Below are 12,027 nucleotides of genomic sequence, written 5' to 3'. Positions count from 1 at the left end.
ACGAGCTTTCTGACAAGTATAAGTGCGTACTGGGGATGAGATATTATTCTGCGCAAGATCGTATGATACATTTGAAGGGGAAGTTAATTGAGTTTGGTCACTCAAATATTAACTTCCTCCAACTCATTCGTTAATTTAACCACGCTCTACAATCAAAAGTAGCTGCATCATACATTATGAAAGCATTACTTCTGCCGGGAAATAATCGTTTAGCTAACGAGGTTTGGATTGAAACCATAGCCGGCTTTCTGCGAACATCATCGTATCAGCCATTAATTCATCGTTATCATCATTGGGATAATAATGCCCATACTATTGACTTAACTTTAGAGACTAATCTTTTGCCAAAGGGTTCTTTTGATTTTATATTTGCCAAATCCGCTGGAGTATTGTTGGCGTTAATAGTTATTAACGCAGGAACTATTAAGGTGAAAAAGTGTTGTTTCGTTGGTACTCCTTTACACTTTGCTTTTAAGGTGGAAGTAGATATGAGTGCTTTATTAAGAAATTATCATGTTCCTACTCTTTTCCTACAAAAGACTGCTGACCCTGCGGCTAGCCATCAAGAGTTGTTTTCGCTTTTAAATGAACCGAACTTGGAGCAAGTTGTTCTAAAAGAGCTGCCAGGGGATTCTCATGACTATACTCTTGCTGAACTGCAAGCATATCTTACTAATTTTTTGCTATCATGAATTCTTTAGCTGAGCTATTACAAGCAAGCAAAGTTTCTTACCAGTTGCTACCTTACCCCGCTAATATTACTGATCCTACTGAAGCTGCTGCTAATTTAGGTATGTCTGCAGCCCAAATGATCAAGTCTTTGGTAGTAAAAGTAGATAATAAGTTTGTGATGTTTTTGCTGCCTCTTACTCAAAGACTACCTTTAGATAAATTAAAACTTTCGCTTCAGGTCCATAAAGTAAGGATGGCTATGCCTGACGAAGCTTGGACTATTACTGGTTACAAAGTGGGAACAATTTGTCCCTTTCTGCTTAAGAGTGAGATGCCAATATTTATCGACGCTAATCTTTTACAATGGAATCAGATCGCTATTAGCGCTGGAGAAAAAGGAAAAGAACTTTTACTCAGTCCTTACGATCTCAAGACATTAGTTAATGCCAAGATTCTGGAAATTTAGTTGTCTGACTTAAGGGGATTAAGTAGTGTGTGTAGGTAAACAAAATTATGTCCTCTGGCGAAAATCGTATTGTTTGGTTCAAGACTTGGCCATTTATGCTCATGCATTTAATGCCCCTGGGTGTGTTTTTTGTCCCTGTGCGATTGATAGATGTGCTGATGTGTATCGGTCTTTACTATTTACGGATGTTTTTCATTACTGCTGGATTTCATCGTTACTTTGCTCATCGTACCTACAAAATGGGTCGTATTATGCAATTTGTGATGGCTTTTGGTGGCACTATGGCTGCTCAAAAAGGTGTTTTATGGTGGGCGTCTTATCATCGGCACCATCATCATTATTCTGATACTGAGAGTGATATTCATTCACCAATCCATGGCTTTTGGTGGAGTCACATTGGTTGGATTATGTCGGAGAAGTACGATCGAACTAGATTTGATCTTATTAAAGATTTTACTGTTTTCCCTGAATTGAGATTTCTCAATCAATTTTATTTATTACCACCCTTTCTGTTGGCTGGGTTTTGTTATTGGCTTGGTGGCATGAGCATGCTTTTCTGGGGATTCTTTTTATCTACTGCATTGCTCTATCATGGTACTTTTACCATTAATTCATTTAATCACATTTGGGGTAAACGCCGCTATGTGACCAATGATAGTAGTCGCAATTCATTGCTATTAGCATTAATTACCTGTGGTGAGGGGTGGCACAACAATCATCATTATTATCCGGCTAGTGTTAGACAAGGTTTCTTTTGGTGGGAAATAGATATTAGTTTTTATGTTTTGACCTGTTTTAAATACTTGGGCTTAGTAAAAGATCTGGTTCTCCCTGCCAAAAGCATGTTGCTGAAAAAGAGAATTAAAGATGGTAATTTTGATCTCGGTCTTTTTAATGTTACCTGGCAAAGGGTAATGGCTTTTGTTCCTGATAATACTTTTGATAAGGCTAAACTCTATGTCATTGCCAAACAAGAGGCTTGGGATTCTTGGCTAGAAAGAGGACGATTATCTGGTCGTGAACTTAAGCAAATTGTGCAACAAAGTATTTTGCGCATGAAAAATGCTATCTGAAATTAGTCAGTCACTTTGCTAACTTGACGATTTTGCTCCTTGTCCGTAGACTCTGCGCTGTTAGTTTATATGAATTCATATGCGTCAAGGTAATGCAACAAAAAATCGTCGTCGCAAACGCCGTCATGGCTTTCTTGCTCGTATGGCCACACCAACGGGTAGAAGGGTAATTGCTAATCGTCGTAGTATTGGTCGTGCCCGTTTAGCTGTTTAGTAAGTTTTGTGCTAGCACGACAGTATCGTCTGACAGCGAAAGGCATTAATGTGCTTTTGAAGAAGGGGAGGCGTATCCATATGCCTCTTTTTACAGTTGTCTACTTTCCGAAGTATTTTCCCATGGCACGTTTTACAGTAGTTATTAGCAACAAACAAGTTAAGGTGGCACCGAAACGCGCGAGAATTAAAAGACGAGTTCGTGCTATGATCAGGAAGGTGTTTTTTACTGACACTTCAGATTTTCTTTATGACTGTATTTTTTTGGCCAAAGATAAAATCTTATCTGCTGATTGGCAAACAATTGTGGCCCAAGGCGAAAAAGTTTTGTTCGATATTACTCACAGCATTTCCCCGAAAACTGATTAAGCTGTATCAAGTTTCCCTTTCTCCAGATCATAGTACTATTGGTAAGAGATTTTTCCCCTATGGCTATTGTAAGTTTTATCCCTCTTGTTCTGAGTATGCGCATCAATCTTTAGAGCGATATGGTTTGTTCCGTGGGTTGATGAAAGCGTTGGGTAGGCTTATTCGCTGCAATCCATGGCATAAGGGAGGAATTGATTTGCCTTGATTTAGGCTCGCTGCTATCCTTCGGCTGCACTGTTTCTATTTGTCTCCAACTACTTATGGCCTTTCTCAATACAATATGGGACGAACTACTGTTTCGGCCGATTTATAATTTGCTAATTTGGTTAACTTCATGGTTGCCGGCGCATGATTTGGGTTTAGCTATTATCGTACTTACTTTGTTGATTCGTTTAGTACTTTTTTTGCCTACTTATACCAGCCTCAAACAACAAAAAAGTCTGCAACAATTACAACCAAAAATTAATGCAGTAAAAGTGAAATACGCTAAAGATCAACAAAAGCAAGCTGAGGAAGTGATGAAGTTATATAAAGAACATGGTGTGCATCCCTGTGGTAGTTGTTTGCCAATACTAATTCAGCTGCCTTTCTTATATGCTGTATTTGCTGTGTTACGAGATGGTTTGAATCCTGCTTTTACTCATTATCTTTATGCACCATTAGCTAACTTTGATTTACAAATTATCAATGTTCACTTTCTCGGTTTGGATCTTACGCAAGCTGATAAATATATTTTGCCTATTATCACCGGAGTGACGCAGTTTATTACTATGAAGCTTACTCAAGTCCAACAAAAAGAAAAGATTCAAGACATTACGCCAAAAGAAAAAAATGAGCCGAAACCAATGAAGGAAATAGAACAGGCTACCAAGTCTATGACCTATTTATTTCCGGTAATGTTGGCTTGGATTGCTACTAGTTATCCAGCTGGTTTGGCTTTGTATTGGATATGCTCAACGATATTTGGAATAGGTCAGCAGCTTATTCTTAATCGACGTAATTAACCTTATTAGTATGGACGAATTGCAGCGTAAAGCTATTGCATTATTACAAGATTTATTAGCTAAGTCTTTGATTGAAATTGAAGATTGGGAAATGGAAGAAAAAGAAGAGCCAGTAGTTTCTACGGAGAAACTCTTGCGTGTCAATTTAAAAGCAAAGGTACCTGCCCTGGCCATTGGCAGACAAGGAGAGACTCTGTTTGCTTTACAACACTTGTGGCGTTTATTAGTACGAAGATATGTAGATCCTGAATTAGAGGTTGTTTTGGATATTGATAATTATCGTAAAAATCAAGAAGCAAATGCAGAAATTGTGGCTAAGGAAGTGGCGGAAAAAGTTCGTTCTTCTCAACAAGCAATTGAACTGGCGCCAATGCCTAGCTATCGTCGCAGAGCTGTCCATACGATGTTTACTAAACCTGAATATAGTGATCTTGAAGCTTTTAGTGTGGGTGAAGGTTTCCATCGACGAATCAAAGTTCAACCTAAGGGTATGTCAGCATAAATTATCGCTTCATGGATATGAATCATATCCCTCAATTACTTTATATCTTTGGCTATAGTACAATTGCTTTTCTGATTACTATGTTGCTAACCCCAGCATTTGTTGGGTTTTTGACCAAGAACAAATTAGGGAAGCAAATTCGCGAAGAGGCTGTAGATGGAGCAAAAGCGATAATTTTTCAACAATTACATGGCAAGAAAAAGGGTACTCCCACTATGGGCGGCTTTTTAGTTTGGGGAGTAGTGGCAGTCTTGGTATTGGTTTCGGGTTTACTTAGCTATGTAAATATTATTCCAGAGACTTGGTCGGTGTTGGATCGTGGGCAAACATACTTGCCTGTCTTTACTTTGGTAGTAACTGGGCTCTTGGGTGCTTTAGATGATTATTATAATATCAGGGGGATTGGTGCCAAAAAGGGGATTGGTGCAAAGCCAAAGTTTTTCTGGCTCACCTTGTTTGGTCTTCTTGGTGCTTGGTGGTTTTTTGCCAAACTTGGTTATGATCAGATTCATATCCCGGCTATTGGGGATTTTGTCATTGGTTTGTGGTATATACCACTGTTTGCCTTTGTGATTAATGCTAGTAGCAATGCGGTCAATGTGACAGATGGACTTGATGGTCTGGCTAGTGGACTTTTGATTATGGCTTTTGGTGGTTTTGGGGTCTTGGCCTTCATGAAAGGTTTAGTGGTGCTAACTGCTTTTTGTGGCATGCTAATTGGTGGTTTGACAGCATTCTTGTGGCACAACATTCCTCCAGCTAGGTTTTTTATGGGGGATACTGGGTCCTTATCTTTTGGGGCTACATTGGGTGTAATTGCGATGATGACCAATGCAGTGTTTATGTTGCCTATTATTGGTTTTGTTTTTGTGATTGAGACCCTTTCTAGTCTACTCCAGATAGCATCAAAACGTTTTTTACATCGTAAAATCTTTGCTATCACGCCTTTACATCATTTGTGTGAACATTGGGGCTGGCCTGAATATACGGTAACTATGCGATTTTGGATTATTGGTGGGCTCTGTGCGGTAATTGGTGTGATTATTGGCTTGCTAACTATGGGAATACAATAAAATTCTAGATTCTAGAATTTCTTTAGAGTACTATAGATATGAATTTCCCTCTGTCAGTATGAAAAGTTTAATTGCTTTTGGTGGTACTTTCATGGCAGTTTCATTGTTTTTGGCTGGTCATGCGCTCTATAATTTGTTTTTTTGTCTAAAACCCAGCAAAAAACATGCGAAACCGAATGCCAATCATGGTCTAGTTACTGTAATGATTCCTGCTCGAAATGAAGAGAAGGTAATAGAAAAGTGTTTGCGTTCCATAATGAAGCAGGACTATCCCCAATGGGAGGCGATTATTTACAATGATCAGTCGAGCGATCAAACTGGTGCTATTGCTGATAGCTTGGCCAAAGAGGATCCTCGAATTTGTGTAATGCACGGGAAGCATTTGCCTGAAGGTTGGGTGGGTAAAAATCATGGCTGCTATCAAATGAGTCAAAAGGCAAAAGGACATTGGTATTTATTTGGCGATAGTGACACAGTCTATGAGCCTGATGCTATTAGTCGTGCTTTGGCTACTGCTGATGAGCATGGTTTGGAATTCCTTTCCTTTTTCCCGCGCTTTGACAATTATACCTTTGGGGAAAGGGCACTATTACCGTTATTTTACTTTTATGTGTGTTCTTTTGTCCCTTTAACTCAAATTACCACTAATCCTCATCCGCATGTTGTGGCAGTTAATGGCTCTTTTATCCTAGTTAAGCAATCACTTTACGAACAGATTGGTGGTCATGTGGCTGTGAAAGATAAGATTCTTGAAGATGTGCTTATGGGCAGACATACTAAATCTCTTGGTCACAAAGTGGGCTATGGAGATGGTACATCTTTATATTCAGTCCATATGTATGACAATGTTAGAGGTATTTGGGAGGGATTTAGTAAAAATGCTTTTTCTTTTTTTGGCTGGAATTATTTACATGCTACTTTGTTTATTTTGTTCATCTTTATTTTTTGCTTTTTCCCTTTTGTCGCTATTGTCCTTGGTTGGCTGAATCATAATTTAATATTTTTACTTACCGGTTTAATTAGTGGTGCAGTTTATCTCTTTACTATGTTGGTACTGAGCTTTCAAATGCGTCAAGGATTGTGGGGGGTAATTATGTTCCCGATTAGTATTTTTTTAAGCTTGGCGGTGATTGTAAATTCAATGATTCGAGTAGCTACAGGTAAGGGGCTAACTTGGAAAGGCCGAAGTTATGCGAGATAGTATAAAATTCTGAATTCAGAATGCTGAGTGCTGAATTGTGGTAGGAGGCGTCGCCTTTTTTCGATTTTTTGAAAAAAATCATACATCATCGTCTACTCAACAACTTTCGTCCCACTGTCCATTCTGAATTCAGAATTCCGCATTCAGAATTACCAGCAGTTGTCTTCTTCCCAGCCTTTCGATATACTTCTCTCTGACATAACGGTTCATTATGAAGACTAAGCTTTCATTTTAAGCTGGTCTTTTTGTTCGTAATACCTAACAAATTTTATTTATGCAATCCAAATTCGCTGCTGCAATTGCTCAAATCTGTGATGAGAAACATATTGATCCTAGGGTGGTGCTAGAGGCAATTGAGGCAGCACTGGCCGCTGCTTATCGGAAGGACTATGGGCATCAGGATCAAAAGCTCCGAGTCGTATTTGATCCTCAAACCGGTTTGATTAATGTCTATCAACAGTTCGATGTGGTAAAAGAAGTGGCCAATCGTGAGTTCGAAAAAGAGCTTGCTGATGCTAAGAAGATCCGCAAGACGGCTAAAGTGGGGGAATCTATTGAAATAGAAGTTACACCCAAGGAATATGGTAGAATTGCTGCTCAAACAGCAAAACAGGTTATTATTCAACGCGTCCGTGAAGCAGAGCGAGAAGCTATCTACAATATGTATAAAGATCGTGAAGGTGAATTACTTGTTGCCCAAGTACAACGTGTCGAGAGACAAGGAGATGCGTTTATCGATTTAGACAAAGCTACTGTTTTGTTGGAAAGAATGCATCAAATTCCTGGTGAGAGATTGCATAATGGTCAAAGAATCAAGGTCCTTTTGGAAAAGGTAGCTCGTAATGAAAAGGGGCCACAAATCATTATCTCCCGCAATCATCCTAATTTGATTAAAGCTTTATTAGAGTTAGAGGTGCCAGAAGTGCGTGAAGGTTTGGTAGAGGTCAAAGGAATTGCTCGTGAAGCTGGAGTGCGTACGAAACTTGCAGTAGCTGCAAAGGAAGAGGGAATTGATCCGGTTGGTGCTTGTGTCGGTCAAAAAGGCGTTCGTATTCAGGCGGTTACTGATGAATTGGGACGAGAAAGAATAGATGTGATTGAATGGGTAAATGATCCAGTAAAATTCTTAATTAATGCTTTAGCTCCAGCTAAAGTGGTTAGTATTGAATTAATTAAGAATGAAAAGTTAGCAAAAGTATATGTTACTGAGGATCAGCGCTCTTTGGCTATCGGTAAAAATGGTCAAAACGTGCGCTTAGCATCTATTTTGACTGGTTGGGAAATAGATATTGAGGACTTTGTTGCTTCTACCAGTGGTGCAGATGTAACTCCAGTGATCGCAGAGGAGACCATGGTACAAGTGGCTGATATGCCTGTTACTTCCACCCGTGATCGCTCTTTGCCGAAGCCAGCTGTGGTGGTAGTGGAGCATGAACCTACTGTTATTATTCGCGAATCAGCCGAAGGTGGTGAGATGCCTGAGAAGAGTAAAAAGGTAGTCAAGAAGGCAAAAAAGGTGATTAAGGCAAAAGCTACAACCAAGTCAAAAACTACAGCGAGCAAAAAGACCGTAGTAAAAAAGAAAAAGTCTGTTAGCAAGAAGTAATTATAATGTTACTTCGACTCTAGGTAGTGCAGTAGCGAGGGGAGCTGAGTCAACAGTAATTCGTTTACTAACTCTACTCACATTTTCTTCGGCATCAAAAGCCCGAATTATTAATTCATGCGGACTTGAGGCTGTATCAATGGGAATGGTAAAAGTTGTACTATAGGGAGCATGTTCTAATTTGATGATTTCAGTGTCATCAAATAAAAACTCAACTCTTGCCACGCCCTTGTCATCGGATACTTCAGCACTAATGCTAATAGTTTCTCCCGGATGAAAGATGCTTCGATCGTGAGGTTCTAACAAAGTAATTTCTGGAGGGTTAGGATCGCTGCCGATCACGACGCCTTTTTGAATAGCAATCTGTTTATTGTCAGTGGTAGTAAAGACAAAACGCAGGCTATGTACCGAACCATTGGCACTTTCAGGAATGGTGAAGACAACCTGATCAAAAGGAGCAAAGTCCTGATTATTAATGAGCTGACCATCAAAATAAGCAGTGAGTTTGCTAATGTACTGAGGATCCCTGATGAAGAATGTTCCTCGATTGGGACCAACTATCACTTTACCCCCTTCACTGGGGCTAATAATCTCAATGCCGCTATCTTGAGCAGACATTACTTCGCATTGAGTGGTGGGAATTTTGCTGGGTGAGTCTACGTATATGATGGGAATAGTATTATTAGGATCTGTAGTATTTTGTTGTTGCTCTTGACCAGTGCGATAACCTTTTGCCCATTCTTGTACTCCATCCTCCCATCTTTTGAGTGCTGGGTCCTCAGGATTTTGATAATATAAAATACTATGAAAGTTTTGATATACATAGAGAGCCACATTCTCAGAACAATATTCAGTGGCCAACAAGCCAGAGACTTGATCTACACGAGCGGATAAGTAGTCTTGTTCTGTCTTGGTCGGTACTCCATAATCAGGAAATAGTTCAGTGCGAATTTTGTCCGATGGTGTATTCCTAGTGGGGATAAGACCGGAAGTAATACTTATGGCCACTTCTTTAATCTTTTCAGGGCGGGGAAAGCTTTCGCTCGGCTTATTTTCTAGCGCTTTAACCATAAAAGCCTTCCAAATACTGGCTGCGTTGGTGACTCCATCGGCAGTCAATTTGGGAATTTCTCCTTGATTATTGCCAGCCCACACCGCTGTTACAATGCTGGGGGTGTACCCTACTGTCCATAGGTCTCTAGGCTTTTTGATATTATTAACAATATTAATAGATGTGCCGGTTTTTACCGCTACATTGCGATTGGGAATGAATAAGTTTGTCCAACCAGAAGGTCGAGCATTATTATCTGAAAGAATATTATTTACTAGAAAAGCTGCTTGAGGCTCAAGCACTTGTTTGCCTGATTCTACTTTTCTTTCCCACAGGACTTGGCCACGATCTGTAGCAATCTTGGTAATTGCACCCACTTCAACACGGTTACCATCATTAGCAAATACACTATAGGCTTTAGCCATATCTAAGGGTGTGATCTCTTCCACTCCTAAAGCTAATGATAAACCAGTATGAGCGGCATCATCTTTGTCCAGATACTCTATCCCCATATTATGAACCTGGGCGAGAGTATCTTCTACTTTTGCTAAGTATTGAGCAGCAACTGCTGGTACATTTAATGAGTTTGCTAAGGCAGTTCTTACGGTCACTGGTCCTCGGAATTTACCATCATAGTTGAAAGGTATGTAATTGGAGCCGAAATCAGTTTTCACATCATAAAGTACTGTACCTGTGCCAAAACCCTTGGTAAAAAGAGTAGCATAGGTAAAGGGTTTAAATGTGGAACCAGGTTGCCTTTTTGCCAAGACTACATTCACCTTGCCATCGATCGCATCATCAAAGTAGTAGCGTGATCCTACCATGGCTAGTATTTCGCCAGTTTTGGGATCGAGTGATACTAGGGCAGCATTCGTAACACCATGAGACTTTTCATTTTTCAAAGCACCTTCTTTTACCACCTTTTCAGCATGTTCTTGTAAGATAGGGTCCAACGATGTGTATACATTTAATCCTTGTAATTCATTGCCATAATTCTTCTCTAATTCTTGTAAAATATAAAATACAAAGTGTGGTGCTTTGATATTTGCTTTGTAAGGAGCAAATGTAAGTTCGTCTGAACTGGCTTTTTTAAATTCACCATCATTTAAAAGTCCTAATTCATGCATTCTTTCTAAGACAAACTTTTGTCTTTTTAGTAAGGCTTCTTTATTGCTGTAAGGAGAATAGTAGCTAGGTAATTGAGCCATGGCTGCTAAAGAAGCGCTTTCAGCAATAGTTAAATTTTTAGCATCTTTGTTAAAGTATGTTTTTGCTGCTGCTTGTACTCCGTATGATTGGGAACCATAAAATATTTTATTAAGATACATTTCCAGGATTTCTTTTTTACTAAAGTGTTGTTCTAATTCTACAGATAATATTAATTCACTTAACTTTCTTTTTAATGTTCTTTCCGGAGTGAGAAAAGCTAATTTTACGAATTGTTGAGTAATAGTAGAGCCCCCTTGGCGACTTTTGCTGCCAGTTAAAGCGTTTACACCGTCTTTATAGAGAGCTCGTGCTATTCCCTTCCAATCAAAACCTGGATGAGTGAAAAACTCATCATCTTCTGCTGCTAAGGTGGCATTGATCATATGCTTGGATATGTCGTCCAACTTCACTACCGTGCGTCTGGCTCCATCTACCCCGGCCTCGTACAAAAGCGACCCATCGCTTGCTAGAATTTTAGTAGTAGATACTAAGGAATAATTGGCTAATTCTTCCGGACTAGGCAAGTCTTTGAGAATCAGCAAAATATAAATGAAAATACCAATTGACATCAGTAACCCAATACCTAAACCGGTCAAAAGGGTGTACCAAGCATAGATTTTCCAACGTCGAGGTGTTGGCGGTGTGCTTAGCTGTCTGGCGACAAAATTAATATCTGTAGGTGCAACTTTAGCTTTGGCTGCTTTCACCACTGGTTGATGTGGGAGCGGCTGGGGGCGTCTGCGTCGGGGCATGAGATTTATAATCGTTATATGCTGTGTAAGCCATGAGCAAGCTGCCAACTAGTACTAAGAAAATACCTAGTGAAGGACTGCCTGCGGCAATACCATCAAAAACATAAGAAAGTAGCTGAATAATACTGCAAGCAGCAGCAATGCCGGCGGCAATCATGAAAATAGTGCTCAATGGCATTGGCATCGGGGGCAATTTGACATTCAATTGAGGCAAAATAACCAGCACAAATACTGCTATTGCTGCTAAAAAGTTTAACCAGCCGATACTACTAAAAAGATTATTTTGGCTATATTGATAATAAGGAGTGCTGTAAGTGTATGCCGGTAAGAAACTACAGACTATTACTAACAATGCTCCAATAGCATGCATTTTTTCGCTCTTATTAAGTTTTTGAGTAATACTTTTGAACTTATTGATAGATTCTTGTACCTGATCATTAGTAGGTTTTGGCTGCTCTGGTGTTGTAGAAGGGGTATTCTCTAATTCTGCCATAAAAGTAGGAAGATAAATCGACGTTATCATAGCAGAATGTAATATCGTAAAATAGGGTGGGGGAGAAATCTAGAAGCTGAAATCTAGAATTTTAATTAGGGTTCAAAAGAGCAAAGCAAAGTAGGTCTCTAAAAGATGACAAATTAGCGTGGTCAGCAATCCCAACCTACTTGTCATACCAAACGAGACTTAGTATTCAGCTGGGACAATAGTGCTCCAAAGTGATAAGTAATTTAAGGGGGACATTGTCTCAGCTGGATACCGGATCAAGGTCCGGTATGCCAGTTAAAGGGCGCAGTCAAGAAGGAAATGCAATGGTAGAGGAGTAGGGTCGGTTGGATTT

Annotated in this window: 13 protein-coding genes; 11 read left to right on the top strand and 2 right to left on the bottom strand. The window is 39.6% G+C overall.

Annotated elements, in window-relative coordinates; genetic code table 11:
* The first annotated feature begins 176 nt into the window (after positions 1 to 176).
* From HY817_05710 to nusA, 11 genes are all read left to right on the top strand, one after another.
* Positions 177 to 692: a hypothetical protein gene (locus HY817_05710; GenBank protein ID MBI4836722.1), complete on the top strand. Its 516-nt coding sequence runs from the start codon at positions 177 to 179 to the stop codon at positions 690 to 692.
* Entirely contained in the window at positions 689 to 1,138 is a 450-nt protein-coding gene (locus HY817_05705) for a hypothetical protein (GenBank protein MBI4836721.1), read from the top strand. The genes HY817_05710 and HY817_05705 overlap by 4 nt, the downstream gene beginning before the upstream one ends.
* A 47-nt stretch (positions 1,139 to 1,185) precedes the next feature.
* Positions 1,186 to 2,211, top strand: coding sequence for an acyl-CoA desaturase (locus HY817_05700; GenBank protein ID MBI4836720.1), 1,026 nt, complete (start codon positions 1,186 to 1,188; stop codon positions 2,209 to 2,211).
* Between the two features lie 79 nt (positions 2,212 to 2,290).
* On the top strand, positions 2,291 to 2,425 hold the full coding sequence (gene rpmH, locus HY817_05695) for a 50S ribosomal protein L34 (protein ID MBI4836719.1): 135 nt from the start codon (positions 2,291 to 2,293) through the stop codon (positions 2,423 to 2,425).
* Positions 2,426 to 2,475: 50 nt separating this feature from the next.
* Positions 2,476 to 2,793 carry a ribonuclease P protein component gene (locus HY817_05690; GenBank protein ID MBI4836718.1) on the top strand — a complete coding sequence of 106 codons (318 nt, stop codon included), beginning with the start codon at positions 2,476 to 2,478 and terminating at the stop codon, positions 2,791 to 2,793.
* Complete coding sequence (gene yidD, locus HY817_05685; protein ID MBI4836717.1) at positions 2,675 to 2,998, top strand: membrane protein insertion efficiency factor YidD; 324 nt, start codon at positions 2,675 to 2,677, stop codon at positions 2,996 to 2,998. The genes HY817_05690 and yidD overlap by 119 nt, the downstream gene beginning before the upstream one ends.
* A 55-nt stretch (positions 2,999 to 3,053) precedes the next feature.
* Complete coding sequence (locus tag HY817_05680; protein MBI4836716.1) at positions 3,054 to 3,797, top strand: YidC/Oxa1 family membrane protein insertase; 744 nt, start codon at positions 3,054 to 3,056, stop codon at positions 3,795 to 3,797.
* A gap of 10 nt (positions 3,798 to 3,807) precedes the next feature.
* Entirely contained in the window at positions 3,808 to 4,299 is a 492-nt protein-coding gene (locus HY817_05675) for a hypothetical protein (GenBank protein ID MBI4836715.1), read from the top strand.
* 17 nt (positions 4,300 to 4,316) lie between these two features.
* Positions 4,317 to 5,372 (top strand): phospho-N-acetylmuramoyl-pentapeptide-transferase, encoded by a 1,056-nt coding sequence (mraY, locus tag HY817_05670; protein MBI4836714.1) that lies wholly within the window; start codon positions 4,317 to 4,319, stop codon positions 5,370 to 5,372.
* A gap of 58 nt (positions 5,373 to 5,430) precedes the next feature.
* Positions 5,431 to 6,573 carry a glycosyltransferase gene (locus tag HY817_05665; protein ID MBI4836713.1) on the top strand — a complete coding sequence of 381 codons (1,143 nt, stop codon included), beginning with the start codon at positions 5,431 to 5,433 and terminating at the stop codon, positions 6,571 to 6,573.
* A 274-nt stretch (positions 6,574 to 6,847) separates the two neighbouring features.
* Entirely contained in the window at positions 6,848 to 8,179 is a 1,332-nt protein-coding gene (gene nusA, locus HY817_05660) for a transcription termination/antitermination protein NusA (protein ID MBI4836712.1), read from the top strand.
* Here nusA and HY817_05655 read toward each other — a convergent pair whose 3' ends face one another.
* Complete coding sequence (locus HY817_05655) at positions 8,180 to 11,191, bottom strand: PBP1A family penicillin-binding protein (protein ID MBI4836711.1); 3,012 nt, start codon at positions 11,189 to 11,191, stop codon at positions 8,180 to 8,182. It lies immediately after the preceding gene.
* Positions 11,127 to 11,714 carry a hypothetical protein gene (locus HY817_05650; GenBank protein MBI4836710.1) on the bottom strand — a complete coding sequence of 196 codons (588 nt, stop codon included), beginning with the start codon at positions 11,712 to 11,714 and terminating at the stop codon, positions 11,127 to 11,129. The genes HY817_05655 and HY817_05650 overlap by 65 nt, the downstream gene beginning before the upstream one ends.
* Positions 11,715 to 12,027 lie beyond the last annotated feature (313 nt).

This window comes from Candidatus Abawacabacteria bacterium, assembly GCA_016207805.1.
Taxonomy (GTDB): Bacteria; Patescibacteriota; Gracilibacteria; order RBG-16-42-10; family RBG-16-42-10; genus JACQZO01.
The sequence above is the reverse complement of the archived record's forward strand: the minus strand, read 5'-3'. Positions and strand labels throughout refer to the sequence as shown.